The sequence below is a fragment of the Isoptericola hypogeus genome, assembly GCF_039531145.1.
GTDB classification, from domain to species: Bacteria; Actinomycetota; Actinomycetes; order Actinomycetales; family Cellulomonadaceae; genus Isoptericola; species Isoptericola hypogeus.
The window spans coordinates 135,799-161,295 of the sequence record NZ_BAAAPM010000005.1 but is presented as its reverse complement, the minus strand read 5'-3'; the positions used below and the strand labels follow the sequence as shown (position 1 = coordinate 161,295).

Sequence of the window (25,497 nt, the reverse complement as noted above, 5' to 3'; positions counted from 1 at the left end):
GTCGCTGGTCGAGCCTGTCGAGACCTTGGTCTCGACAGGCTCGACCGGCGCTTGCGGGTCAGCGGGCGTAGCGGGCCACGAAGGTGCGCAGGATGCGCATCGGCTCGGTGACGCGGTGCTCGCGCGCCCGGGCGACGATGCGGTCGCCCTCCTCGGGCGGGAAGTACCCGTAGGTCCGGTAGACCTCGACCCGCTGCTCGAGCCCCGCGAGGTCGAGCTCCGGGTGGAACTGGGTGGCGTAGACGTTCTCGCCCACCCGGAACATCTGCACGGGGGCGTCGGCGGAGGCGGCGAGCACGGTCGCGGACCGCGGCAGCTCGGCCACCGCCTCCTTGTGCCCCAGGTAGGCCGTGAACCGGCGCGGCACCCCGGCCAGCAGCGGGTCGCGGGCCCCGTCGTCGGTGAGCGTGATCTCGGCCGGCCCGACGGGCTCGGAGTACGTCCGGTCGACGACGGCGCCCAGGTGCGTGCCGAGCGTGCCGATGCCGTAGCAGGCGCCGAGGAACGGGAAGTCCCGGGGCACGACGTCGGCCAGCAGCGCCGCCATCTCCCGCTCGACCCGGACCTGCACCTCGGACTTCTCCGCGGGCGGGTCGGAGGAGTTGAACGGGCCGCCGCCCACGACGACGCCGGAGTAGTGGTCGAGGTCGACGCCCGGCATCGGCTCCCGCTCCAGCCGGACCCGGCGCAGCTGCGACGCGGACAGGCCGGAGTACCGCAGCACGGCCCGGTACTCACCGTCGGCGGCCACGTCCTCGGCCCGCGTCCCGAGGAACAGGAACGGTCTCACGGCTCGCAGGCTAGGCGGTGCCGACCGGCTCTGCCCGGGCTGGCTCGTCCACCGGACGTCGCGCCCAGTACGACGCGAGCAGCGAGCCGGAGATGTTGTGCCACACCGAGAACAGCGCCGCGGGCAGCGCGGCGGCCGGCGTGAAGTGGGCCGTGGCGAGGCTGGCCGCGAGGCCGGAGTTCTGCATCCCGACCTCGACGCTCAGCGCGCGCCGGGCGGGCTCCTCCAGCCGGGCGAGGCTCGCCGCGCCGTAGCCGAGCGCCAGGCCGAGGCCGTTGTGAAGGATGACGGCGAGCGCCAGCAGCAGCCCGGTGCTGAGCACGGCGTCGGCGTTCGCCGCGACGATGCCCGCGACCACCACGACGATGCCCGTCACGGACACCAGCGGCAGGTACGGCAGCATGTACCGCTCGACGAGCCCGCCCGCGAACGTGCGCACCAGCAGGCCGGCGAGCACCGGGAACAGCACGATCTGCATGATGGACGTCACGAGCGCGCCGTAGGTGACGTCGAGCTGCGAGCCCGCGAGCCACAGCACCAGCGCGGGAGTGAGGATCGGCGCGAGCAGCGTCGAGACGGTCGTGAGCGTCACCGACAGCGCGGTGTCGCCCTTCGCGAGGTACACGATGACGTTCGACGCCGTCCCGCCGGGCGCGGCGCCCACGAGGATCATGCCGATCATCGCGTCGCCGGTGAGGCCGAAGAGGTGCCCGATCCCCCACGCCAGCGCCGGCATGATCGTGAACTGCGCGACGACGCCGAGCAGCACCACCCACGGGCGCCGCGCCACGAGCGCGAAGTCCGCGCCGCGGAGCGTGAGCCCCATGCCGAACATGATGATCCCGAGGAAGAGCGGGGTCTGGTCCGCGATCGGGGCGAGCACGGTGGGGGCGAGCAGCCCCGCCACCCCGCCCAGCACCACGAGCACCGCAAACCATCGTCCCGCCAGCTCCGCAACTGTGCGCATGTCGCCGCACCCTATCGACTCACCACCGACAACCGTCGACACCGACCGCCGAACACGGGGTGGGGATCGCAATGGGTCGTCATTGCGATCCCCACCCCGTGTTCGGCAGGCCGTACGGCGACGTCAGCTCCAGCGGAAGAGGCGGCTGGCGAGGGGAAGGAGCACCGCCGCCCACACCGCCATCACGACGTACTGCAGGAGCGGGAACCCGTCACCGAACCACCCGGTGTCCATCGCCTGCGCCGCCGCGCCCATCGGCGTGAACTGGCCGATCTCCCGGACCGCGTCCGGCATGATCGGGCCCGGCGTCCATAGCCCCGCGAGGAACAGCATGGGGAAGTAGACGAGCGACCCGACGGCGTTCGCGGTCGAGGGCTTGTTGACCAGGGCGGCCAGGAGCATGCCCACGGAGAACAGGGAGAGCATCCCCAGCACGAACGCACCGACGACGACGCCGAGCTGGGCGGGCCGGACGATGCCAAAGGCCAGCTGCGCCACCGTGAGCGCGACGGCCACGCCGACCAGGGTGGTCGCGATGTTGATGAACAGGTGCGCCACGACGATGGCCTGCGGCCGCATCGGCGTCGTGGACAGCCGACGCAGCACGCCCTTGTCGCGGAAGGTCGCGAACGTGACGGGCAGCGACAGGACGGCGAGCGTGCCGATCGCCATGGCGAGCACGGTGGGCAGGTAGGTCGCGATCGGTGTCACGCCGTACCAGGCCGAGTCCGGCGGGACGTCGTCGGTCATCGGCTCCCGCATCCCCGGGATGCCGAACCCGACGCCGAGCAGGAGCACCGTCGGGAAGAGGATCCCGAAGAACACGGAGGTGGCGTCGCGCAGCCAGACGGCGGCCTCGGTGCGCAGCAGGAGGCCGAACCCGCGCCAGCCGCGGCCGGTGGCGCGGGGCGGGACGGCGTCGGCGGTGATGGCGGTCATGACCGGTCTCCTTCACGGGTGGCCGCGGCGGCGAGCTGGGCCTCGGGCTGGTAGGTGCGGCCGGTGACGGCGAGGAACACGTCCTCGAGCGACCGCGTGACGGTGCGGACGTCGTCGGGCACGAGGTCGGCCTCGGCGAGGGCCGGGACGACGGCGAACAGGACGCGCCGGGTGCCGGTGACGGCCACCTCGGTGGTCGCGGCGGCCTCGGTGCGCGTGACGTCGGGGTGCCGGTCGGCGAGACCGGCCAGCAGCTCCCGTCCGCGGGCGACGTCGTCGGGTGCGAACCGGACGACGACGGTGCGGTCGTCGTCGAGCCCGTCGACGAGGCCCTGCGGCGTGCCCTCGGCGACGACCTTCCCGCCGTCGATGATGGCGAGCCGGTCGCAGAGGCGCTCGGCCTCGTCCATGAAATGGGTGACCAGCAGGATGGTGACGCCGGTGTCCCGCACGCGCTCGACCAGGTCCCAGGTGGCGCGACGGGCCTGCGGGTCGAGGCCCGTCGTGAGCTCGTCGAGGATCGCGACCTCCGGGTTCCCGACGAGGGCGAGGGCGATGGACAACCGCTGCTTCTGTCCGCCGGAGAGCTTGGCGAACTGCTTGTCGGCGTGCTCGGCGAGGTCGAGCATCGCCAGCAGCTCGTCGGGGTCGGCGGGGTGGGCGTAGAAGCCGGCGAAGAGCCGCAGCGCCTCACCCACCGTGATCTTGTCGTGCAGCGTCGCCTCCTGGAGCTGCACGCCGAGGATGTCCCGGACGGCGGCCGGGTCGCGCTGCGTGTCGATACCGCGCACACGCACGGCCCCGCCGTCCGCGCCACGCAGGCCGGCGAGCGTCTCCACGGTGGTGGTCTTGCCGGCCCCGTTGGGGCCCAGGATGCCGAAGATCTCGCCGCGTTCGACGGCGAACGAGACGTCGTCGACGGCGACCTTCGGACCGTATGTCTTGCGGAGGTTGCGTACCTCCACGATGGGAGCGGCCATCGCTGGCCTCCTCTCTGGGTGGTTTCCGTTGTGCTGTCGGTTGCTCGGGTCAGGCTGAGCGGTGGTCCTGGTGCTGGGGAGCGGACGGTGGGGCGTCAGGGACGCCGCGGTGGGTGCGTCATGGCCGTAGCGAGACGGAGCGCAGCAGGCGGTGGGCGACGACGGTCGCGAGGGCCGCCGCGACGAGGCCACCGACGACCGTGCCGACGGCGCCGAGCGCGACGTCGTCGTACCCGCCGCGCAGCGGGATGCCGAACAGGCCGGTGCGGGTCGCCAGGTCGACGATCGCGCAGGGCACCAGCAAGGACGCGACCAGCAGCGGTCCGAGGACGATCAGCCGCGTCCGGAACGCAGCGACGGCGGACACGCCCACCAGTGCGTACGTCACGACGACGAACGTCTCGCCGAGGACCGTGACGACGATCCCCGCAACCGTGTCGAGCGGCAGCGGCGTGGCGCCGCCCTGCCAGCTGCGGTCGAGGGCGTCGAAGACGCGCTCCTCACCCAGCGTGAGGAGCACCGCCATCACCCCGTAGGCCGGTCCGACCAGGGCGGCGGCCCGCAGGACGCCGTCGACGACCGAGCGACGCGTCCCGCCGGCGGCGACGTGCAGGCGCAGCATGCTGCCGGCGACGATCGCGCCGACCGCGAGCGCCACCCAGCGCGCGGGCGCACCGGACAGGTCGTAGGTGAGGTCCGGCATCTCCCCGCCCCAGCGGTCCACGGCCGCCGGCACCCCGGCGACGAACGCCGCCCAGATCGCCCAGAACCAGGCGCCGGAGACGAGCAGGGAGCGGGTGACGCGTCGTCGGACCTTCCGGACTGCGGCACGCTCGGCCGTGCGCCTCCGCACGGCCGACGTCACGGCCGTCGTCGCGGTGCCCGGTGTCGTGGTGCCCGGTGTCGCGGTCATGGCGCTCACCTCGCCGGCCGCAGGGTGATGGACCGCAGCTGCGACCAGAACCACCCGGTCGCCACGGCCAGGAGCAGCAGCCCCGCCAGGAATCCGACGACGGGTGTGCCGGGCATCCGCTCCTCGCCGAGCAGCGCGGTGAGCGCGTCGTCACCGGCGCCGGTCCGGAGCGCGCCGTCGGTGAGGAGCAGGAGCACCAGGGCGAACGGGATCCACAGGGTGCCGACCAGGGCGCCGTGGCTGTAGTACGCCGCACCGAGGGCCATCGCGGCCACGAGGTACGTGGCGACGACGAGCGCCTCGGCGAGGCCGCTGACCAGGAGCCAGCCGCCGCCGGACGTGAGGCCGCTACCCCGCGGGAGGTCGTGCGTCCAGCCGAAGGCCTCGAAAAGTGCGCCCTCGACGACCAGCCCGACCACGAGCGCGGCCCCGAAGGGGACCGCGACGGCCAGCGACCCGCGGAGCGAACCGAGCCACAGCGCACGCCGGGTGCCGCCCGCCGCCAGGTGCGTGGTCACTGCCATCGCCAGCGCGGCGATGCCCACCGAGAACGCGAACCACCGCGCCGAGTACTCGGCGCCGACCATGGCCCCGCCCTCGAGCACGCCGCCCGCCATGTTCGCGATCACCGGCAGCGCGACCGTCACCACGAGGAAGATGCCCCAGTAGAACGCGCCCATGAAGAGCCCGACGGCGGCGACGTACCGGGTGACCTTCCGCACCGCGCGCGCGTGCACCCGCGCGGCGAAGGCCTCCCGTTCCACGCGGGACGGCGCAGCGTTCGTGACACTCATCGCCGGCTCCTCTCGGGGTCCGCGTCCACCTGCGTGAGCCGCACGAACAGGTCCTGCAGCGGCAGGGTGCCGAGCTCGACCCCGGCCGCCCGCGCCGACTCGCGCTCGCCGTCGCCCGGCGCCCCCTCGAGCGTGACCTGCACGGTGCCGCCGAGGCGCTGGCGGTGCAGCACCCGACGCCCGTCGACGAGGTCGTCGACCGCCGTCGCCGGGCCGGTGAGGCTGAACCCGCGACCCTGCATCTCCTCGGCCGTCTCGGCCAGCAGCACACGGCCCCGGTGGAGCACGATCACGTCCTCGAAGAGCCGCTCGACCTCCTCGACCAGGTGGCTGGACAGCAGGATCGTGCGCGGGTGCTCGGCGTAGTCCGCGAGGATCTCGTCGTAGAACGCGTACCGCGTGGGGGCGTCCATCCCGAGGTAGACCTCGTCGAAGATCGTCAGCGGCGCCCGCGACGCCAGGCCGATGGTGGCGCCGACCGCGGAGCGCTTGCCGCGCGACAAGGCCGCGGGCTTCTTTCGCGGGTTCACCTCGAAGAGGTCGAGCAACCGGCCCGCGAGGTCGCTGTCCCAGGCGGGGCGCAGGTCGGCGTAGTACTTGAGCGACTCGGAGACCTTCTCCTCGTCCTGCAGGTCGCCGCTCTCGCGCACGAGCTGCACGTTCGAGGTGACCCAGGGGTTCTCCCACGGGTCCTCCCAGGCCTGCTGCCCGTCGGAGTCCGGACCGACGCGGACCTCACCGCCGGTGGGTCGCGTGAACGCCGCCAGCAGCGAGAGGAGGGTGGACTTCCCGGCGCCGTTGCGGCCCAGGACCCCGGTGATCGTGCCAGGCCTGATCTGCAGGTCCACGCCGTCGAGGGCCGTCGCGTCGTCGTCCTTGACCAAGGTGCCGTCGGACGTCATCCGGCGACGCGTGCCGAACCGGACGACGACGTCGTCGAGTCGCGCGCCGAAAGGTGCGGGGGTCATGGCTCCTCCGTGGTGGTGGTCTGCTGGTGGCCGTTCGTCCCGAGGACGTAGGCGACGAGCTCGTCGGTCGAGATGCCGAGGATGTCGGCCTGGGCGAGGGCGGGGGCGAGGACGTCGTCGAAGTACGCCTTGCGGTGGCTGTCGAGCAGGCGCTCACGCGCCCCGGGGGCGACGAACATGCCGAGGCCGCGCCGCTTGTACAGCACGCCCTCGTCGACGAGGCCGCTGAAGGCCTTGGCCGCCGTGGCGGGGTTGATGCGGAACGTCGTGGCGAACTGGGTGGTCGACATGACCTGCTCCTCCTCCGCGAGCTCCCCGGCGAGCACCTGCGCGCGGATCATCTGGGCGATCTGCACGTAGATGGGCTCGGGACCGTCGAACACGCGGCGCCTCCTCAGCGGTGATCAAGGTTCAGTGGTTCGTTACTCGACTAATGAACCACAGAGCCTGCCGCCCGCGCAACCCCTCCTGACGAAGAAGCGACGGCGACGGAGGACAGAGCGCGGGGACGTACCGAGGCGCCGCGGCGCGATGACGCGGCGGTGACGCGGCCTCGCGGCCGAGCAGCGTGGTAACGCGGCGCGGCGCCGCGCGGAAGCGCGGGGCCGGCGGCCCCGCCGTTCACTGGAGACATGCCCTGGTCCGCGGACGTCTGGTCGAGCCTCGCGTTCGTCGTCGCGGGCTGCTGGATCCTGGCGACGGCACGCACAGGCCGCTCCCCGGACGACGGAGTCCGGACGCGCGCATGCCTTGGCGTCCTCGCGGTGCTGATCGGCGTCGGCTCGGTCGTGCAGCACGGCCCGGCGCCGTCGTGGAACCCCGTGCTCCACGACCCGCCCCTGCTGGGCGCGTACGCGCTCGTCGCCGCGGACGCCGTCGCCGACCTCACCGGGCGTCGCCTGCGCACCTGGTGGTGGCTCGCCCCGACGCTGGCCGACATGGTCCTCGCCGCGGCGTGGCCCGAGGCGTCGGTCGTCGCGCAGGGCACGACGGCGGCCGTCGCCGTCGTCGCGGTGCTGCTGCGGGCGCGGGCCCGGCCGCCGTTGCGCGCACGCCTGCTCACCGCGCTCGGGTTGCTCGCCCTCGGCAGCCTCGTCGGCGAGCTGTCGCGGCCGGGGCGCCCGTGGAACCAGACCGGCGGGTGGCTCGACGGCGCGCTCTCGGGGCCGGCGGTGTGGCACGTCCTCGCCGCGGCGGCGATCGTCGTCGTCGCCCCGGCCGTGGGTCGGCGTACGGAACCACGGGCGTCGAGCGTCACCGAGCGAACCGAGGGAACCGAGGGAACCGAGGGAACCGAGCGATCGGAACGATCCGAGGGAACCGACTCCGCCTGATCGACGTGGACCGTTCCGTCCTCGCGCGGACGGTCCCAGCGGCCCCCTCGGCCGCCACCTGCACGAACACCGTTGTCCACAGACGGCGCCCTAGCAGCCCGGGGCAATGGCCTACAGTATCGGCGTTGTCACCGTCGACCCGGAGTACCACCATGACCCGCAACCGGGCCATTCTTTCCGCCGCAGGCCTTGCCGTGGCGCTGCTCGTTACCGGCTGCTCCACCGACAGCCCGGAGCCGCCAGCCTCCTCGCCGAGCATCGACACCTCCGCCACCCCGGACGTCTCGCCGTCGCCCGAGCCGAGCGCCACGAGCGTCGTCGTCCAGCCCGAGCGTCCCGCCGCCATGGACGACGACGGCCCCGCCGGCGCCGAGGCTGCTGCGGTCTACTTTCTCGAGCTCGACGACTACATCATGAAAACGAACGACACCGCCGAGTGGGAGGCGATGTCCGGCAAGGGTTGCGGTTACTGCACCAAGCGACTGGACCAAGCGAACGAGATAGCCAGGAAGAACTACTCATGGGAGAGCGAACCATCCAGCGCCCGGGTTACACATACGTACGAGCAGGATTCGGCGACTGAAATCTGGCCCCTCGATGTCGAGGTCCTGCAAGGCGCCGTGAGGCTCACCGACTCCAATGGCGAAGTCATCTACGCCGAAGACCAGGTCACGCTGGATCTCGGCGTAGAGATGGGACGTCACGACGGTCAATGGACCGTACTCGGCGTGGGACAAGTCGAGGAGGGCTGAGGTGCGCCTCGGTGCTCTCCTCCTCGCTGGGGCATTCGCCATGGGCTCCCCGTTGACCGGTGCCCATGCCGCAACAGAAGCCCCTGCCATCGCGCCCGCCAACACCGATGGGGAATCGACGTGGTCGCGCGGCGACGAAGCCGACGACGAGTTTATTGTCGGACGCAAGGGTGATGGCACCCGCCGCGAGAGCGATGACGGGCAATCCGACGAGCCTCAGGACAAGTACCTCCGCGCCGATTCCGTCGCCTGCAACGAGCTGGCCGACCTCGACATCGTCGGGCCGATCGTGTCGGCGCCAGGCGCTTGCCCAGATGGCTCCCTGAACGTCTCGATCACCGTGCCGTGCGAGGACGGCGACTACGAGCTCGCGGCGCTGTGGGTGCAGCGCGTGCAGCCGGACGGCTCGTACGGCGACCCGGAGCAGCTCACCGAGGACCAGTGCGTCACGCCCGCCGACCTGGCCGCGCAGGCACGCAGGGCGTTCGCGACGATGAAGATCCCGACACCCGAAGCCACGGTCCAGGGCGGCGAGCCGATGCTCGTCAACGTTCGCTACCCCGCGTACACGACCGCCGACGCCCAGGACCGGGACGTCACTCTTCTGGGCGTCCCTGTCGTCATCCGCGCGGAGCCGGTCGAGTTCGCGTGGGACTTCGACGACCCGTACTCCGCAGACGGCGACACCCTCGTCACGACCGACCCCGGCCGCCCGTGGACGGAAGGCGATCCCGCCCCGGACGAGTCGTGGATCGGCCACACCTACAGCCGCCTGGGCACCCCCGGCAACGACGCGGGCACCGCCGTCGACGCCGACGGGGACGTCTACCGCACCGGTGTCTCCGTCTCGCTCACGACCACCTGGCAGGGCCGGTTCCGCGTCCAGGGCACCAGCACCTGGACGGACATCCCCGGCGCGATCACGACCACCAGCACGACCGAGCCCGCCACCGTCACCGAGGCCCGCACCCGTCTGGTCTGCGACGACACGCGCGGCAGCACCACCTGCTGACGGTCCCCACGGGCCAGGATCAGGCTCCTCGCAGTCGCGAGCCGGCCACGCGCATCTCCGCGACGTCCTGGTGGCGGCGATACACAGGCGACATCAGCCTCGCAGGACGTTCATCAGCTGCACGTTGATGTACAACACCTCGCGTCCGACTCGCAGGCTGGCGAGCACCTCGGCGTCGACGAGCCCGTGCAGCCATTTCGACGCCGTCGGTCGCGACACTCCGCAGCGTTCGACGACGTCACGGATGCGCGAATACGGCTGCTCCATCAGCACGGACAGCAGGTCGCCGTTCGCGGAGCCCACGACCGTGCGCACGACGCCGAGGAGTCGCGCCTGCACACCGTCGATCCGGTCGACCGCGTCCGTCGTCCGCAACGCCGTGGAACGTACGCCCTCCACGACATAACGGACCCACTCCTCCCAGGCTCCGTCCGCCGTAACCCCCCGCAGCAAGCGGTAGTACTCGTCCTTCGTCTCGATGATGTAGCGCGACAGGTACAGCAGCGGCAGGTGGAGCAGGCGCGCGTCGCAGAGCATGAGGACGTTCATGATGCGACCTGTGCGCCCGTTGCCGTCCGTGAACGGGTGGATCGCCTCGAACTGATAGTGCGCCACCGCCATCCGCACCAGGGGATCGAGGTCGGTCGGCGCGTTGAGGAACTCCGACCAGTTGTCGAGCAGCGCGGTCAACGCCTCGCGACCCGACGGCGGCGTGTACACGCGCTGCCTGGTCGCCGGGTCACCGATGAACACCTCGCCCCGGCGGAAGCCCTCGTCGTGACCACGAATGGTGGCGCAGATCTGTGCCGCCGTACCTGCGGTCAGCGGGCGCCTTCCGACCTCCCGGAAGCCTGCGAACAGCGCCGAACGGTAGCGCAGCGCCTCGCGCGCGGCAGGAGTCGCCCCGACCTCCGTGACGGACGCCGTGAAGAGCTCGTCCGTCGTCGTGACGATGTTCTCGATCTCGGAGCTCGCCTGCGCCTCGAGGAGAGGTATCGCGTTGAGGAGCACGGTCGGGTTGGGCAACGCCCTCGCCCGGGCGTCGAACCGTGCGAGCGCGTCGCGCGCCTCGATCGTCGCCTTGAGCACCGCTCTCGTCTCCAGCTCAGCACGAGGCGGCAGGTGCGGGAGGGCGTCGTACGGCGTAGCGGGGTCCCAGGCCATGCGTACCACACTAGACCGACGTGTAAAGAAACACGCGTCACTTTTACACGTTCCCGCGACGTGTCAACGGACTTGTCACTTCACGCGGCGTCCAACACTGCGCGAGGCCCGACGGCCGAAATTCCGCCGTCGAGCCTCGCGCTCCTTCGCCGCGCCCTCGTGACGCGCCGTCCGTCACGCCGGTCGTGCGACCAGTCAGGCGCCGGCGGCCTCCGCGGCGTCGACCTCGTCGAGGGTGGCGAGCTCGGCAAGGTCGGCGGCGACGAGCTCGGCGATCTGCACGGCGTTGAGCGCCGCCCCCTTGCGCAGGTTGTCGTTCGACACGAACAGCACGAGCCCGCGCCCGTCGGGCACGGACTGGTCGGCGCGGATCCGCCCGACGAACGACGGGTCCGCGCCGGCCGCGGCGAGCGGCGTCGGGACGTCGGTCAGCGCGACGCCGGGCGCGGCGGCGAGCAGCTCGCGCGCCCGACCGGGCGTGATCGGCTCCGCGAACTCGGCATGGATCGCCAGCGAGTGCCCGGTGAACACGGGCACCCGGACGCAGGTCCCGGCGACGGCGAGGTCCGGCAGGCCGAGGATCTTGCGCGACTCGTTGCGGAGCTTCTGCTCCTCGTCGGTCTCGTCGGACCCGTCGTCCACGAGGTTTCCGGCCAGCGGCACGACGTCGAACGCGATCGGCGCGACGTACTTGGCCGGCTCCGGGAACGACACCGCCGCCCCGGAGTGGGCCAACCCCTCCAGGTCGCCGGCGACGGCGGCCCGCGCCTGCTCGGCGAGCTCGCGCACGCCGTCCACCCCGGACCCGGACACCGCCTGGTAGGTCGCGACGCGCAGGCGCTCCAGACCGGCCTCGTCGGCCAGCGGCTTGAGCACCGGCATCGCGGCCATCGTGGTGCAGTTCGGGTTGGCGATGATGCCCATGGAGGCGTCCGCGATCGCCTCCGGGTTCACCTCGGAGACGACCAGCGGCACCCCCGGGTCGAGCCGCCAAGCGGACGAGTTGTCGATGACGACGGCGCCCGCCTCGGCGAACCGCGGCGCGTGCTCGCGCGACGTGCTCCCACCGGCGGAGAAGATCGCGACGTCCACGTCGGCGAGCGCCTCGGTGGGCGTCGCGGCGACGTCCTCCACGACCACGTCGACGCCGCCGAACGGCAGCACCGACCCGGCCGAGCGGGCCGACGCGAAGAAGCGCAGCTCGCGCACGGGGAACTCCCGCTCGGCGAGCAGCCGGCGCAGCACGCCGCCCACCTGCCCGGTCGCGCCGACGACGGCGACGTTCACCCCGGACTCGTTGATCACGGCCACCCCGCTCACCGCCCCGTGCCCGCGTAGACGACTGCCTCGCCGTCGGCGGAGTCGAGGTCGAACGCCGAGTGCACGGCGCGGACCGCGTCGTCGAGCGAGTCGGCGCGGGTGACCACCGAGATGCGGATCTCCGAGGTGGAGATCATCTCGATGTTGATGTTCGCGTCGCGCAGCGCGCCGAACAGCCTCGCGGAGACACCGGGGTGCGACTTCATGCCCGCCCCGACCAGGGACAGCTTGCCGATCTGGTCGTCGAACTGCAGCGACTCGAACCCGATCTCGGCCTGCACGCCCGTGAGCGCCGCCATCGTGGCGGGGCTGTCGCCCTGCGGCAGCGTGAACGAGATGTCGGTGCGGCCCGTCTGCGCCGCCGACACGTTCTGCACGATCATGTCGATGTTCGCGCCCGCGCCCGCGACGACCTCGAAGAGGCGCGCGGCGGTGCCGGGCTTGTCGGGCACGCCGACGACGGTGATCTTGGCCTCGCTGCGGTCGTGCGCGACGCCGGAGATGATCGGGGCTTCCATCTGGGCTTCCTCCTGGGCGCCCGAGGGGGCGTTCGGGTCGATCGCGTCGCCGTGCGTGCCGGAGACGAGGGTGCCGGTGGTGGCGGAGAACGAGGAGCGCACGTGCACGGGCACGCCGTACCGCCGCGCGTACTCGACGCTGCGCAGCGCCAGCACCTTGGCGCCCGAGGCCGCGAGCTCGAGCATCTCCTCGTACGTCACGCGGTCGATCTTGCGGGCGTTCGGCACGATCCGCGGGTCGGCGGTGAACACGCCGTCGACGTCGGTGTAGATCTCGCAGACGTCGGCCTCGAGGCCGGCCGCGAGCGCGACCGCCGTCGTGTCCGAGCCACCGCGGCCGAGCGTGGTGACGTCGTTGCTGCGGCTCACGCCCTGGAAGCCCGCGACGATCGCGACCTGGCCGCGCTCCACGGTCTCGCGGATGCGGTGCGGCACGACGTCGACGATGCGGGCCCTGCCGTGCACGGCGTCCGTGAGGAGGCCGGCCTGCTGGCCGGTGAAGGACTTCGCCTTCACCCCGAGGTTCGTGATGGCCATCGCCAGGAGCGACATCGAGATGCGCTCGCCGGCGGTGAGCAGGATGTCGAGCTCCCGCTGCGGGGGGAGGGGCGTGATCTGGCCGGCGAGATCCATGAGCTCGTCGGTGGTGTCGCCCATGGCGCTCACCACGACGACGACGTCGTTCCCGGCCCGCTTGGCCTCGGCGATCCGTTTGGCCACGCGCTTGATGGAATGGGCGTCCGAGACGGACGACCCGCCGTACTTCTGCACGACAAGGGCCATGCGTTTCACAACCTTCTGCTGGCCGGCCTCCGTCTGTCTCAACGGCCCGCCGGGTGCGTGTGCTTGCCCGTCGATGGTAGACGGCGCCCACGACGCGGGACGAACGACGTCTCAGCCCGTGGGCGTCATGCCGTCCAGTCCTGCACGACGTCGTAGCCGAGCTTCACGATGAGGGCGCCGACCACGACGACGAACACGACGCGCACGAACGCACTGCCCTTGGCGACCGCCATCCGCGCGCCGACGTACCCGCCGACGAGGTTGGCGGCGCCCATCGCGAGGCCCAGCCCCCAGATGACGGCGCCGTGCGGGACGAAGAACAACAGCGCGCCCAGGTTCGTGGCGAAGTTGACGATCTTCGCCAGCGCGGACGCCGGCAGGAACGCGTAGCCGAGGATGCTCACCAGCGAGATCACGAGAAAGGTGCCGGTGCCGGGGCCGAGCAGGCCGTCGTACGCGCCGATGACGAGGCCGATCCCGGCGGCGGTCCAGCGGTGCCGGTTGCCCTCCCAGCGCAGGTTGTCGTGCGCGCCGAGCGTGGGCTTGAGGATCGTGTAGGTCGCCACGCCGATGAGGACGACGAGGATGATCGGCGCGAAGAGCTCCGACGGGATCTGGCTGGCAAGGGCCGCGCCGCCGAACGCGCCCACCAGGGCCGCGAGCGCCATCGGCCCGGCCGTCGTGAGGTCGGGGCCCACGCGGCGGTAGTACGTGAGCGCGCTGATCGACGTCCCCATGATCGAGCCGAGCTTGTTCGTGGCGAGCGCCTGCACCGGCGAGATCCCGGGCACCAGCAGCAGCGCGGGCAGCTGGATCAGCCCGCCGCCTCCCACGACGGCGTCGACCCAACCAGCGGCCAGGCCGGCGAGGACGAGCAGCACGATGGTGAGGAGATCCAGGTCGAGCACCCGCAGATCCTCGCACGGGCCTCGTCCCCGGCCGGGCCCGTCTCGCCCCTTCACCTCCCGCCGCCCGCGGCGCCGTGCCACGCTGGGAGGCATGACCGACGAGGGCGGCCCCGCCGTCGCAGCCACTGGCACCGTCGAGCACGGCCCGGACGGACCCGAGCTCGTCATCACGCGCGTCTTCGCGGCCGCGACGACCGAGGTGTGGGCGAGCCTCACCGAGCCCGCCCTGCTCGAGAGATGGATCGGCCGCTGGGAGGGTGACCCGTCGACGGGACGGGTGGTGTTCCTCATGACCGCCGAGGGCGACGACCCCGAGCCCGAGGAGTGCACCATCGTGCGCTGCGAGCCGCCGTACCGGTACGCCGTCGACACGGCCACGGCAGGCGGGACCTGGCACCTGGCGGTCGAGCTCACGGAGGCCGACGGCGCGACGACGCTCGAGTTCCGGCAGCGGCTCGGCCCCGACGACGACGCCGCCTCGATCGGGCCCGGCTGGGAGTACTACCTCGACCGGCTCGTGGCGGTGCGCTCGGAGCGGCCCGCGAGCACGGTGGTCTGGGAGGCGTACTACCCCGCGCAGAGCGAGCACTTCGCCCGCGCGGCCGCGGCCGCCGGGACCTGACGACTCCCGGCCTCGTCAGGAGTGCAGCGCGTCGTACTCCGCCTCGGCGGCGACGTCGTCCTCGACGTCGAGCCGCAGGTGGGCGAGCACGCCCTGCAGCACGCGCAGCGCGGACGCCGCCCGCTCGCCCCAGGACGACAGGTAGCTGAACTGCCACCACCACAGGCCCTCGAGCTCGTGCCCGTCGTCGTAGTGCTGCAGGCCCTTGGCCAGCTCCTCCGCGACGCACGCGAGGTCGCCGGAGATCGTGGCCGGGGCGACGTCGGCGTTCAGCGCCGGGTCGGACACCTCGACGTAGTCGTCGAAGCCGTCGAACATGTGCGCGAGCGCGTCGCGCAGGGGGTCGACGTCGGTCTCGGGGCCGGCGTCCGGCTCGAACCGCTCCTTGGGCACGACGTCGACGATGGCGGCCAGCCGCGCTCCCGCGGCGAGCAGGTCGGAGGTGGCGAGGATGAGCAGCGAGAGCTCCGCCCCCGGCGCCGCGCCGGACGCGACCTGCGTCGTCGTCGACAGGAACGTCCTGGCCTGCGCCGACATCTGCTCGGCCACGTCGCGGTACTCGGAGCCCGCCTCGATCTCGCCCACGATCTCCCCTCCCTGCGCCGTGGTCGACGACGCGATGTGCCGGACCGTGTCCGGGCGCCTGGTACGGCTCGGGTCAGCCGCCGACGACCCTCCGGCCCTCGAACGCGCGTCCGAGGGTGACCTCGTCCGCGTACTCCAAGTCTCCCCCGACGGGCAGCCCGGACGCGAGGCGGGAGACGGTCACGCCCATCGGGGCGATGAGCCGCGACAGGTAGGTGGCGGTGGCCTCGCCCTCGACGTTCGGGTCGGTGGCGAGGATGACCTCGGTGACGGTGCCGTCCGCGAGGCGCGTCATGAGCTGGCCGATGCGCAGGTCGTCGGGGCCGACGTTCTCGATCGGGTTGATGGCCCCGCCGAGCACGTGGTACCGGCCGCGGAACTCGCGGGTGCGCTCGATCGCGACGACGTCCTTGGGCTCCTCGACGACGCAGATGACGTCGTCGCTGCGGCGCGGGTCGGCGCAGACACGGCACTTCTCGGCCTCGGCGACGTTGCCGCAGGTGTCGCAGAACCGCACGCGCGCCTTGACCTCTGTCAGCGCGTCGACGAGGCGACGCACGTCCGCGGCGTCGGCCGCGAGCAGGTGGAACGCGATGCGCTGTGCGCTCTTGGGCCCGACGCCGGGAAGGCGGCCGAGCTCGTCGATCAGGTCCTGGACCGCGCCTTCGTACACAAGGGGTCAGCCTACGGGGCGCCGCCGACAGCCCCGGCGGTCGAGCCTGTCGAGACCCGGGCGGGTGGTCTTGACGAGCTCGACCGACGGAGAGCGACGACAGGCTCGTCCACCGACAGTCAGATCCAGCCCTGGGCGCGCGCCAGCCGCACGGCCTCGTGCCGGTTGGTGACGCCGAGCTTCGCGACGGCGGACGACAGGTAGTTCCGCACCGTCCCCGGCGCCAGGGCCGCGCGCCGGGCGATCTCGTCGACGGGGGCGCCCTCGGCCGCCAGCTCCAGCACGTCCGCCTCGCGCGCGGTCAGGGGCGAGTCCCCCGCGGAGATCGCGTCGGCCGCCAGCTCCGGGTCCACGTACCGCCCGCCGCCCGCCACCTGGCGCACCGCGCCCGCCAGCACCGCCGCGGACACCGACTTGGGCAGGAAGCCCCGCACCCCCGCGGCGAGCGCCTTCTTGAGGTACCCGGGGCGCCCGTGGCTCGTGACGATGACGACGACGCAGCCCGGCACGGTCTCGCGGACACGCTCGGCGACCTCGATCCCGTCGGCGCCCGGCATCTGCAGGTCCAGGACGGCCACGTCGGGCCGGTGCCGTTCGATCGTCGTCACCGCCTGCGGCCCGTCGCCGGCCACCGCGACCACGTCCAGGTCGTCCTCGAGGTCGAGGAGCTGCGCGACGGCGTCGCGGATGAGGGTCTCGTCGTCGGCGAGCACCACGCGGATCACGCGGGCACGTCCGTGCTGCCGTCCGTGCTGCCGTCCGTGCTGCCGTCCGTGCTTCCGTCCGCGTGGCCGTCCGCGCTTCCGTCCGCGCTTCCGTCCGCGCCGCCGGGCGGCGGCGCCGGCACACGCGCCTCCAGGACGAACCTCTCGCCTTCGGCCGTCACGTCGAGCGAGCCGCCCACGGCGGCGAGCCGCTCCCGCAGCCCGACCAGCCCGGCCCCGCCCTCGAGCCCGGCGACCCCGGCCGCGTCCGGCCGCGCGCCGTCGTTGCCGACCGTCAGCACCATCTGTCCCGCCTCTTCCGCCAGGTCGATCCGGCACTCGCGCGCGGCCGAGTGCCGCACGATGTTCGTCACCGCCTCGCGCACCACCCAGGCCAGCGCGTCGACCTGCGGCGCGCCCAGCTCCGGGACCGAGCCGACGACCCGCACCGACACGCCGGCGGCGTGCAGGACGGACCGTGCGCCGTCCAGCTCGGTCGCGAGGTCGGCGGCGCGATAGCCGGCGACGACGCTGCGCACCTCCCGCAGGGAGTCCTGGGCGAGGGCGCGCACGTCGTCCATCTCGTCGGCGGCGCGCGGGTCGCCGCGCCGGGCCAGCGCCGCCGCGAGCTCCGACTTCACGGCGACGGCGGACAGCGCCCGCCCGACGACGTCGTGCATGTCCCGTGCGATCCGCAGCCGCTCCTCCGCGACGGCGAGCCTCGCCGAGACCTGGCGGGCGGCATCGAGCTCGCGCACCACCTCGACGATCCACATGGACAGCCGCGCGGTGCCGGCCCAGAACAGGACGAACACGTAGCTGGCCGCGCCGAGCACCACCGCCGCGACGCTGACGTCGGTGACGAACCGCACGGCGATCACGACCACGGGCACCGCGAGCCCGGCCAGCGCCACCCGCCGGATCGGGGTCGCGACGGCGAGCGCCCCGCACGTCGCCGCGCCGCACACCCCGATCATCACGGTGCGCGGGTCGCTCACGAGCCCACCCCCGCCGTACGACGGCAGCGCCACCACGGACGCGACCATCACCGCACCCGTCGCGACCAGGAGGGCCACGACCACCGGCCGCGGCCGCCAACCCGTCGCCAGCGGCCCGTCGAACCCGACGTGGACGGTGCCGAAGCACAGCACCATGTGCACGAGGGCCAGGCCGGCCAGGGCGGACGCCGGTCCGGCGTCCGGCAGCTGACCGGGGGTGCTGGTGAGCGCCGCCAGCGCGTACAGGTAGAAGAACGGCTCGAGGAGCACGAACAGGTACAGGCTGACGCGGGTGTAGGTCTCGACCCCGCGCGCGCCGCCGGCCAGGGTCGCGGACGGCCGACGGCGTGTGCTCACGTCGTCAGCCTGCCACGAGCCCCGGCCGGGCGCGGAGGCGTCCGGTGCGGCCACCAGCATCGTCACCGGCGCGGTTCCCACCGCATCCAGCGACGGGCGGCGAGCACGCCGATCACGGTCCAGGCGACCAGGACCGCCACCGACAGCCGCCCGGCGGCGACGGTCTCACCGAAGGTGCTCAGCACCTGGCCGTCACGGTCGAGCCCGACCGCGCCGAGCATCATGAGATCGGCGATCGGGCGCAGCGGGGTGAAGGTGCTGATCGTGTCGAACACGCCCGACGAGCCGCCCGGGGCGGCGCCGCCGAACAGCCCCGCGAACGGGAGCGCGACGAACAGCAGCGGGAGGGTCGTCAGCTGTGCGGACTCGACGGTCCGGGACAGGCCGGAGGTCGCCGCCGCGAGCGCCGTCAGCATGACGGAGCCACCGACCACCGCGACCACCATGAGCAGCGGGTTCACCAGGGCGGGCGGCTCGAGGAACACCGACACGCCCACGACGCCGAGCACGCTCTGCGTCGCGGCCACCACGACCGCGGGCACGGCGGCGCCGGCGAGGATCTCCGCCCTCGACGACTCGCCGACCAGGTAGCGCTTGAGCACCAGCTCCTCGCGGCGCGCCACGTACGCGACAGTGAGGTTGTAGTAGACGACGAACGTGAGCGCCATGAGCGTCAGGACGTTCAGCAGCATCGGGCCGACGACGTCGGGCGCGCCGTCGCCGACACCGCCGACCGCGGTGATCAGCGCCACGGTCAGGAGCGGCAGGGCGAGCGCGTTGAACAGGGCGGTGCGGTTGCGTACCAGCAGCCGCAGCTCCGCGCGGGCGAGCACGCCGACCCGGCGCAGGCTCGGTCGCAGGCCCGAGGTCGTCCGTCCCCGGGTGGTCGGGGTCGGGGTCGGGGTCGTCGTGGTCATGCCGCCACCTCCGAGGCATCGTCGCGGGTGCTGCTGCTGTCGTCCATCGCCAGGAACGCCTGCTCCAGCGACGCGGACCGGGCGTCCAGGTCGTCGAGGCGCAGCTGCCGGGCGTCGGCCCACTGCAGCAGGGTGAACAGGTCGTCCTGCAGGCGGGTGGTCCGCAGGTGCAGGCGGCCGGTGCGGTCGACCTCGGGGACGTCGACGACGCCCTCGAGCGACGGCAGGTCGGCCGCCGAGGGCGTCACGGCGCGCCCGTCGGCGTTCCGGACGACGAACTCCACCCGCGCGGGCTCCGCGGCGACGATGTCGGCCACCGCGCCGGTCCGCACGATGCGACCCGCCTGCAGGATCGCGATGCGGTCCGCGAGCTCCTCCGCCTCCTCGAGGTAGTGGGTGGTGAGCAGCACCGTGGTGCCGGCGGCGAGCATCCCCTGGACCAGGCGCCAGGTGGCGCGCCGGCTCTCGGGGTCGAGGCCGGTCGTGGGCTCGTCGAGGAACAGCACCTCCGGGTCGCCCATGGTGGCGAGCGCCAGGTCGAGGCGACGCTTCTCGCCGCCGGACAGGCTCGCCACCCGCACGTCGGCGCGGTGGGCGAGGCCGACGGCGGCGAGCACGTCGTCGACCGGGCGGGGCCGCGTCAGGGTGCCCGCCCAGGTGCGGGCGGTCTCCACGACGGTGAGGTCGCCGGAGAAGCCGGCGCTCTGCAGCATGATGCCGAGCGAGCCGACGATCTCGCGGCGCTGGTGGTACGGGTCGCGGCCGAGCACGCGGACCTCGCCGCCGTCGGCCGGGGCGAGCCCCTCCACGAGCTCGACGAAGGACGTCTTGCCGGCGCCGTTGGTGCCCAGCAGCGCCACCAGCTCGCCGCGCCGGACGTCGAGGTCGACCCCGCGCACGGCCTCGAACGTGCCGTACCGGCGCCGGGCTCCACGGACGGAGATGATCGGGTTCGATGTCATGTCCCCAGCCTCGCGGCGCCGCGTCGTCGCTGGTAGTGCCACCGTTCACCGGCTGGAGTGAACCCGACACGCCGGGCCGATGACATCTGTCACGGCTCCCCCGCCGTTCCCGGGCGGCCCCGGCCTTGCGGGTGGCACCATCGACCCATGGGCGAGCTGGTGGCGCTGTACGACGACGCGGGGATCCCGTGCGGCACGGCCGACCGGGCTCGGGTGCGGGCGGAGAACCTGCGGCATGCCGCCACCGCCGTGGTGGTCCGCAACGGCGCGGGCGACGTCTACGTGCACCGGCGCACCGGGACCAAGGACCTCTACCCCGGCCGCTACGACTTCTGCGCCGGAGGAGTGCTGCTCGCCGGCGAGGACCCGGCGGAGTCCGCACGACGCGAGCTCGCCGAGGAGCTCGGCGTCACGGGGGTCGAGCTCGTGCCGCTCGGGTTCGCCGACTACGCCGACTCGCGCACCCGGATGCGCGAGTTCCGCTTCGCGTGCACCTACGACGGCCCGGTCACCTGGCAGCCGGACGAGGTCGCCTGGGGCGCGTGGGTCACGCCGGCGCGGCTGCTCGAGATGCTCGACGAGCTGCCGTTCATGCCCGACAGCGTGGCCGGCTTCGGCGCCTGGCTCGACGACCTGCGCCGCGGCGCGACCTGAGGCCGGGGCGGCCTGCCCGCCGGGGCGGCCTGCCCGCCGGGGCGATGGTGCGGCGGTCACTCCCCGTGCGCGACGAGCTCGATCTCGAAACCGTCCTCGTCGACCAGGTACCCGGCGCAGTGGTCGGCTCCCCCGGCGAACGGGTGCCGCTCCGCGAACAGGAGCGTCCACCCGTGCGCGGGGGCGTCGTCGACCAGGGCGTCGAGCTCCGCCCGGGTGCCCGCGTGCAGCGCCAGGTGGTTGAGCCCCGGCCGACGGCGGTCGTGCAGGTCGTCGACGAGGTCCGGGCTCTGCTCGACGACGACATAGGTGCCCCCGAGCCGCCACGACCGACCGCGGTCCCACGACTGGTACGGCCGATGACCCAGCCTGCCGAGGAGCCATCCCCACGACCGCTCGGCACGGGCGAGGTCGGGCACCCACAGCTCCACGTGGTGAAGCGTGCCGCGGGGCACGGCGTCGGTCATCGATCCCTCGTCCGTCGGGGTCGTCGGGGTCGTCGGCGTCGTCATCGGGTCGGTTCAGCGGGCCGCGGCGACGTCCGCCAGCAGGTCGACGGACAGGGGCGCGACCGGGTGCGCGGCGACCGGCGCGGCCGGGTCGACCCACGCGTGCTCGGCGAGCTCCGCCTGCACGCGCAGGTCGAAGGCGTGGGGCAGGTCGACGGCGAAGACGTGCGCGTCGACCACGTGGTCCGGCTCGTTCGCGGCGACGGCGGCACGCCGGCCGAGCGGGCGGACGGTCTCGGGGTACACCTCGAGCCCGATCTCCTCCGCGCACTCGCGCACCAGCGCGGCCACCGGGTCCTCGCCGGGCTCGATCTTGCCGCCGACCTGCATGAACGACGTCGTGCCGTGCTTGCGCACCAACAGGGCGCGGCCGTCGTCGCGCACGATGACGGCGGCCACGATGTGCAGCGTGGTGGGCTCCGCCCCACCGTCGGCGGGTGGGGTCGTTCTCGTGGTCCTCGTCCCGGCTCCCGTCATGTCAGGGCTGCTCCGTAACCTCGTCGATGACCGTGCCGCCGAGCACCTGCACGACGAGCGGCACCCCGGCGAGTCCGGGGGCCGGGGCGGCCTGGTCGTCGTCGGTGGAGTCGTCGTACTCCGCGTACCGGTCGGCCTCCGCGTACCGGTCGTCGACCGGCGCCACCTGGGCGCGGGCGCGGGCCTGGCGCTCGCGCACCTGACGCTCGGCCGCCTGGCGCGGCGTCTCCCGGACGCCGGGAGCCGCGGGTGCCGGCGTCCCCGCCGCGGCGGGGGTCGACCCCGGCACCGGAGCCGGGGAAGCCGACGAGCCGCGGTCGGGCTGGGACACGCTCGAACTGACGGCGCCCGTCAGGGCCTCGCCGGGCCGGGCGTCGCCGGGCCAGGGGTCCGGCGGCGGCTCGGGCGCGCCCTCCGGATCGGTGGGCTCGCTCGCCGGCGCACCGGCCAGCCAGGCCGCATCGGCCTCGTCGGCCGCGCTGCGCTGCGTGGCGTCCGGCCCCGCAGGCTCCACGACCGGCGTCGCCGGCCCGGGTCGGTTGGCGCTCGCCCGGGAGGAGTCCATCGTCGAGCCCTCGAGAGCGGGCGAGCCCTCCCCCGTGCGCGACACGGTCTCCACTCGGGAGGTCTCCCTGGGCGCGGGCAGGTCGTCGGGTGCTCCCAGGGTAGGGCGCTCGGCGAGCGCGACGCCCCCGCCAGACGGGGCCGGCACGGCCGCGAGCCCTTGCTGCGTCCCCGCCCCCGCTGCCGACGCGGCGGGTCCGCTCGGCACGGTGGCACGGGCAGACGTGCCCGTACCGGGGCGCGCGACCTCCGGCCACGCCGGAGCAGACTCGTGCCCACCGGCCGCGCCCCGGCCGCCGGGCTGACCGGACGGTTCGCCCTCGCCGGGCGCGGGCGCGGGGACCCTCGACGCAGAGACGGTGGAGCTGCTGCTTGTCGCCGGGCTCGCCGTCGGCCCGGAGCCGGACCCCTCCGGACCCCCGCCCGGGCCCGCCTGGAAGCCGGAGCCGGGAGGCGCCGAGCCGGGAGGCGCCGAGCCGGGAGGCGCCGAGCCCGTGCCCGACCCGGCACCCGGTGCTCCGCCCTCACCGACCCCCGCCTCGACGCGGGCCCGGACTCCGAGCGTCTGGTAGAGCGACTCCTCGACCGCCTCGACGTGCCGGGGCTGCGAGAACGTGCGGGCCAGGCCGGGGGCGGCGAACCCGAGCCGCAGCACGCCGCCGTCGAGCGCGACGACCTGGGCGTTCGGGCCCACGAGCGCGCGCGTCACCTGGTTGCCCAGGTTGGCGACGACCTCGTCCCAGCGCCGCCGGACCATCTCGGTGGTGACCAGCCCGCCGCCGGGGCCGGCGGTGGCCGGCTCGCCGGGGCCGGCGGCGGCCGCGGGCTCGGCGGTGGCCGGCTCGGCCGTGGCCGGCTCGGCGCTCGTCTCCTCGCCGCCTTCCGCGCCCTCGGACAGGCCTGTCGACGACGTCGGCTGCGGGTCGCCCTCGGACGTCGCGGCCGGCGACTCCTGGGCGCCGTCGTCCGCCACCGCGAGGCGGTCGGGAACCACGGAGCCGACCGGAACCACAGTGTCGTCGGCAACCGCAGCGTCGTCGGGAACCACAGTGTCGTCGGCAACCGCAGCCTCGTCGGGAACCACCGAGCGGTCGGCAACCGCAGCCTCGTCGGCAACCGCAGCGTCGTCGGAAGCCGCAGCCTCGTCGGCAACCGCAGCGTCGTCGGAAGCCGCAGCGTCGTCGGAAGCCGCAGCGTCGTCGGAAGCCGCAGCGTCGCCTGAAGCCACGGTCGCGGACGGCTCGTCGTGCGCCGCGCCGTCCGTGCCGGCGGACGCCGAGCCCTCGGTCTGCTCGGTCGACACCGGCTCGGGCGCGGGCTCCCTCTCGGTCCCGGTCTCGGTCCGTTCGTCCACCGGGTCCGGCAGCTCGTCGGCCCCGGGCGCATGCGCAACGGCAGCGGCCGCAGCGGCGGGGATCGTGGGCGGCTCTGCGGCGGGCTCCGAAGGACGCCGGCTCGCCTGCAGCGCCGCGCGGGCGGCGGCCGCACCGCTGAGGCTTCCCTGACCCACGACGACGTGCGGCGCGGACGGTTCGCCGGCCGGCCCCTGGGTCGGTGCGCCGGCGGGCGTCGACCCCGCGACCGGCACCGCCTCGGCGGGCCTGGCCTGCGGCACGGCCGCCGTCAGGCGACCGCGCTCGAGCCGGTCGATCCGCGCGGCCAGGCCCTGGGCACCGTCGTCGGCGCCGGGCAGCAGCAGCCGGGCGCACAGGAGCTCCAGGTGCAGCCGCGGCGACGTGGCGCCGGTCATCTCGGTGAGCGCCGCGTTGACCAGGTCGGCGGCGCGGGACAGCTCGGCCACGCCGAGGCGGGACGCCTGCGCGCGCATCCGTTCGAGCTGGTCGGCGGGCAGCCCGCGCAGCACCGCCTCGGCGGCGTCGCCCGAGACGGCGATGACGATGAGGTCGCGCAGGCGCTCGAGCACGTCCTCGACGAAGCGCCGCGGCTCGTGGCCCGTCGCGATGATCTGGTCCACGACGCGGAAGATGGCAGCGCCGTCGCGCGCGGCGAGCGCGTCCACGACGTCGTCCAGCAGCGTGGCGTGCGTGAAGCCCAGCAGCCCGACGGCGGTGTCGTACTCCACGGTGCCGGCGCTCGCGCCGGCGATGAGCTGGTCGAGGACCGACAGCGTGTCGCGCACGGAGCCGCCGCCCGCGCGCGTGACCAGGGGCACCACTCCCCCACCGAGCTCGACGCCCTCGGCCTGGCACAGCTGCTCGAGGTAGGGGCCGAGCACGTCCGGGGGGACCAGCCGGAACGGGTAGTGGTGGGTGCGCGAGCGGATGGTGCCGATGACCTTGTCGGGTTCCGTCGTCGCGAACACGAACTTGATGTGGGGCGGCGGCTCCTCGACGATCTTCAGCAGGGCGTTGAAGCCCTGCGGCGTCACCATGTGCGCCTCGTCGAGGATGAAGATCTTGTACCGGTCGCGGGCCGGGGCGAAGGTGGCCCGTTCGCGCAGGTCGCGGGCGTCGTCGACGCCGTTGTGGCTGGCCGCGTCGATCTCCACGACGTCCAGCGAGCCGGGGCCGCCGCGCGCGAGCTCGACGCACGACGGGCACTCGCCGCACGGCGTGTCCAGCGGCGTCTCGGGAGTGTTGCGCGCGCAGTTCAGCGTGCGCGCCAGGATGCGGGCCGACGTCGTCTTGCCGCAGCCGCGCGGGCCGGAGAACAGGTAGGCGTGGTTGACGCGCCCGCTGCGCAGCGCCTGCATGAGCGGTGCGGTGACGTGCTCCTGGCCGATCACCTCGGCGAACGTCTCGGGCCGGTAGCGGCGGTACAGAGCGGTGGTCACCCCGGCAACTCTAGACGCCGTGACCGACAGCCACGAGGCGCGCCCGGCGACCGGTGGACGAAGGGCCACGCGGTCGCGACCGCCATAATGTGAGTCACTCACTTTTGGGCGTAGTGTGGAGCCATGCCCACCCTCACCACCCCCCGCGCACTGAGGACCCGCGCCCGGATCGTCGACGCCGCCCTCGACCTGTTCGAGCGCGACGGCTACGACGCGACCACGGTCGCCCAGGTCGCCGCCGCTTCCGGCGTCACCCAGATGACGTTCTTCCGGCACTTCCCCACCAAGGACGCCGTCCTCGTCTCTGACCCGTACGACCCGCTCATCGCCGAGGCGGTCGGCGCCCAGCCACGCGACCTGCCGGCGTTCGAACGCGTGCGGCGCGGGATGATCGGCGCGCTGGCCGAGATCGCGCCGGACGAGGACGCCACGGCCCGGCGCCGCGTCGCGCTGGTCGCCGCCCACCCGTCGCTCCGCGCCGCCGTCGTCGCCGCGACGGCCGCGACCGAGGACGCGATCGCCGGGCGCCTCGTCGACGA

27 protein-coding genes are annotated in these 25,497 nt (G+C 73.6%); 6 read left to right on the top strand and 21 right to left on the bottom strand.

Going from position 1 to position 25,497, the window contains the following annotated elements:
• Positions 1 to 58: 58 nt before the first annotated feature.
• The 8 genes from ABD254_RS13445 to ABD254_RS13410 all read right to left on the bottom strand — a co-directional run bounded on the left by ABD254_RS13445 (position 59) and on the right by ABD254_RS13410 (position 6,734).
• Positions 59 to 790, bottom strand: coding sequence for a glutamine amidotransferase (locus ABD254_RS13445; RefSeq protein WP_344248934.1), 732 nt, complete (start codon positions 788 to 790; stop codon positions 59 to 61).
• Between the two features lie 10 nt (positions 791 to 800).
• Complete coding sequence (locus tag ABD254_RS13440) at positions 801 to 1,757, bottom strand: bile acid:sodium symporter family protein (protein ID WP_344248933.1); 957 nt, start codon at positions 1,755 to 1,757, stop codon at positions 801 to 803.
• A gap of 123 nt (positions 1,758 to 1,880) precedes the next feature.
• On the bottom strand, positions 1,881 to 2,696 hold the full coding sequence (locus tag ABD254_RS13435; protein ID WP_344248932.1) for an ABC transporter permease: 816 nt from the start codon (positions 2,694 to 2,696) through the stop codon (positions 1,881 to 1,883).
• On the bottom strand, positions 2,693 to 3,676 hold the full coding sequence (locus ABD254_RS13430; RefSeq protein WP_344248931.1) for an ABC transporter ATP-binding protein: 984 nt from the start codon (positions 3,674 to 3,676) through the stop codon (positions 2,693 to 2,695). The genes ABD254_RS13435 and ABD254_RS13430 overlap by 4 nt, the downstream gene beginning before the upstream one ends.
• Before the next feature lie 118 nt (positions 3,677 to 3,794).
• On the bottom strand, positions 3,795 to 4,589 hold the full coding sequence (locus ABD254_RS13425; RefSeq protein WP_344248930.1) for a hypothetical protein: 795 nt from the start codon (positions 4,587 to 4,589) through the stop codon (positions 3,795 to 3,797).
• 5 nt (positions 4,590 to 4,594) lie between these two features.
• Complete coding sequence (locus tag ABD254_RS13420) at positions 4,595 to 5,383, bottom strand: hypothetical protein (protein ID WP_344248929.1); 789 nt, start codon at positions 5,381 to 5,383, stop codon at positions 4,595 to 4,597.
• Positions 5,380 to 6,351 carry an ATP-binding cassette domain-containing protein gene (locus ABD254_RS13415; RefSeq protein ID WP_344248928.1) on the bottom strand — a complete coding sequence of 324 codons (972 nt, stop codon included), beginning with the start codon at positions 6,349 to 6,351 and terminating at the stop codon, positions 5,380 to 5,382. Before ABD254_RS13415 ends, ABD254_RS13420 begins: the two co-directional genes overlap by 4 nt.
• On the bottom strand, positions 6,348 to 6,734 hold the full coding sequence (locus ABD254_RS13410; RefSeq protein ID WP_344248927.1) for a GntR family transcriptional regulator: 387 nt from the start codon (positions 6,732 to 6,734) through the stop codon (positions 6,348 to 6,350). Before ABD254_RS13410 ends, ABD254_RS13415 begins: the two co-directional genes overlap by 4 nt.
• Positions 6,735 to 6,983: 249 nt before the next feature.
• Between ABD254_RS13410 and ABD254_RS13405 the strand changes: the two genes are divergently transcribed.
• The 3 genes from ABD254_RS13405 (at position 6,984) to ABD254_RS13395 (ending at position 9,449) form a co-directional block, all read left to right on the top strand.
• The gene (locus ABD254_RS13405) at positions 6,984 to 7,685 is read left to right on the top strand and encodes a hypothetical protein (RefSeq protein ID WP_344248926.1); all 702 of its coding nucleotides are present in this window, start codon (positions 6,984 to 6,986) and stop codon (positions 7,683 to 7,685) included.
• Positions 7,686 to 7,837: 152 nt separating this feature from the next.
• Positions 7,838 to 8,437 carry a DUF6318 family protein gene (locus ABD254_RS13400; RefSeq protein ID WP_344248925.1) on the top strand — a complete coding sequence of 200 codons (600 nt, stop codon included), beginning with the start codon at positions 7,838 to 7,840 and terminating at the stop codon, positions 8,435 to 8,437.
• A 340-nt stretch (positions 8,438 to 8,777) separates the two neighbouring features.
• Positions 8,778 to 9,449, top strand: coding sequence for a hypothetical protein (locus ABD254_RS13395; RefSeq protein ID WP_344248924.1), 672 nt, complete (start codon positions 8,778 to 8,780; stop codon positions 9,447 to 9,449).
• A gap of 93 nt (positions 9,450 to 9,542) precedes the next feature.
• On the opposite strand, the gene ABD254_RS13390 is transcribed toward ABD254_RS13395, so the two are convergent.
• The 4 genes from ABD254_RS13390 to ABD254_RS13375 all read right to left on the bottom strand — a co-directional run bounded on the left by ABD254_RS13390 (position 9,543) and on the right by ABD254_RS13375 (position 14,142).
• Positions 9,543 to 10,613, bottom strand: a complete 1,071-nt coding sequence (locus tag ABD254_RS13390; RefSeq protein ID WP_344248923.1) for a Fic family protein — start codon at positions 10,611 to 10,613, stop codon at positions 9,543 to 9,545.
• A gap of 195 nt (positions 10,614 to 10,808) precedes the next feature.
• Positions 10,809 to 11,924, bottom strand: a complete 1,116-nt coding sequence (locus tag ABD254_RS13385) for an aspartate-semialdehyde dehydrogenase (RefSeq protein WP_344249296.1) — start codon at positions 11,922 to 11,924, stop codon at positions 10,809 to 10,811.
• Positions 11,925 to 11,929: 5 nt separating this feature from the next.
• Positions 11,930 to 13,234, bottom strand: a complete 1,305-nt coding sequence (locus tag ABD254_RS13380; RefSeq protein ID WP_344248922.1) for an aspartate kinase — start codon at positions 13,232 to 13,234, stop codon at positions 11,930 to 11,932.
• A gap of 125 nt (positions 13,235 to 13,359) precedes the next feature.
• Entirely contained in the window at positions 13,360 to 14,142 is a 783-nt protein-coding gene (locus ABD254_RS13375) for a TSUP family transporter (protein WP_344248921.1), read from the bottom strand.
• 91 nt (positions 14,143 to 14,233) lie between these two features.
• Here ABD254_RS13375 and ABD254_RS13370 point away from each other — a divergent pair, with 91 nt between their 5' ends.
• Positions 14,234 to 14,764 (top strand): SRPBCC domain-containing protein, encoded by a 531-nt coding sequence (locus ABD254_RS13370; protein ID WP_344248920.1) that lies wholly within the window; start codon positions 14,234 to 14,236, stop codon positions 14,762 to 14,764.
• A gap of 15 nt (positions 14,765 to 14,779) precedes the next feature.
• On the opposite strand, the gene ABD254_RS13365 is transcribed toward ABD254_RS13370, so the two are convergent.
• The 6 genes from ABD254_RS13365 to ABD254_RS13340 all read right to left on the bottom strand — a co-directional run bounded on the left by ABD254_RS13365 (position 14,780) and on the right by ABD254_RS13340 (position 19,960).
• Positions 14,780 to 15,349 carry a DUF5063 domain-containing protein gene (locus ABD254_RS13365; protein ID WP_344248919.1) on the bottom strand — a complete coding sequence of 190 codons (570 nt, stop codon included), beginning with the start codon at positions 15,347 to 15,349 and terminating at the stop codon, positions 14,780 to 14,782.
• A gap of 73 nt (positions 15,350 to 15,422) precedes the next feature.
• Positions 15,423 to 16,022 carry a recombination mediator RecR gene (recR, locus tag ABD254_RS13360; protein WP_344248918.1) on the bottom strand — a complete coding sequence of 200 codons (600 nt, stop codon included), beginning with the start codon at positions 16,020 to 16,022 and terminating at the stop codon, positions 15,423 to 15,425.
• A gap of 119 nt (positions 16,023 to 16,141) precedes the next feature.
• The gene (locus tag ABD254_RS13355) at positions 16,142 to 16,747 is read right to left on the bottom strand and encodes a response regulator (RefSeq protein ID WP_344248917.1); all 606 of its coding nucleotides are present in this window, start codon (positions 16,745 to 16,747) and stop codon (positions 16,142 to 16,144) included.
• On the bottom strand, positions 16,744 to 18,081 hold the full coding sequence (locus ABD254_RS13350; RefSeq protein WP_344248916.1) for a sensor histidine kinase: 1,338 nt from the start codon (positions 18,079 to 18,081) through the stop codon (positions 16,744 to 16,746). The genes ABD254_RS13355 and ABD254_RS13350 overlap by 4 nt, the downstream gene beginning before the upstream one ends.
• Positions 18,082 to 18,143: 62 nt before the next feature.
• Positions 18,144 to 18,998 carry an ABC transporter permease gene (locus ABD254_RS13345; RefSeq protein WP_344248915.1) on the bottom strand — a complete coding sequence of 285 codons (855 nt, stop codon included), beginning with the start codon at positions 18,996 to 18,998 and terminating at the stop codon, positions 18,144 to 18,146.
• Positions 18,995 to 19,960, bottom strand: coding sequence for an ABC transporter ATP-binding protein (locus ABD254_RS13340; protein ID WP_344248914.1), 966 nt, complete (start codon positions 19,958 to 19,960; stop codon positions 18,995 to 18,997). The genes ABD254_RS13345 and ABD254_RS13340 overlap by 4 nt, the downstream gene beginning before the upstream one ends.
• 147 nt (positions 19,961 to 20,107) lie before the next feature.
• Between ABD254_RS13340 and ABD254_RS13335 the strand changes: the two genes are divergently transcribed.
• Positions 20,108 to 20,614 (top strand): NUDIX hydrolase, encoded by a 507-nt coding sequence (locus tag ABD254_RS13335; RefSeq protein ID WP_344248913.1) that lies wholly within the window; start codon positions 20,108 to 20,110, stop codon positions 20,612 to 20,614.
• 56 nt (positions 20,615 to 20,670) lie between these two features.
• Here the strand turns inward: ABD254_RS13335 and ABD254_RS13330 are convergent, their stop codons facing one another.
• The 3 genes from ABD254_RS13330 to ABD254_RS13320 form a co-directional block, all read right to left on the bottom strand.
• A complete protein-coding gene (locus tag ABD254_RS13330; RefSeq protein ID WP_344248912.1) occupies positions 20,671 to 21,081 on the bottom strand; it encodes a VOC family protein in 411 nt (136 codons plus the stop codon).
• A gap of 54 nt (positions 21,082 to 21,135) precedes the next feature.
• On the bottom strand, positions 21,136 to 21,522 hold the full coding sequence (locus ABD254_RS13325; RefSeq protein ID WP_344248911.1) for an NUDIX hydrolase: 387 nt from the start codon (positions 21,520 to 21,522) through the stop codon (positions 21,136 to 21,138).
• 79 nt (positions 21,523 to 21,601) lie between these two features.
• On the bottom strand, positions 21,602 to 24,958 hold the full coding sequence (locus ABD254_RS13320; RefSeq protein WP_344248910.1) for a DNA polymerase III subunit gamma and tau: 3,357 nt from the start codon (positions 24,956 to 24,958) through the stop codon (positions 21,602 to 21,604).
• A gap of 123 nt (positions 24,959 to 25,081) precedes the next feature.
• Here ABD254_RS13320 and ABD254_RS13315 point away from each other — a divergent pair.
• On the top strand, positions 25,082 to 25,497 hold a 416-nt coding region (locus ABD254_RS13315; RefSeq protein ID WP_344248909.1), incomplete at its 3' end, for a TetR/AcrR family transcriptional regulator.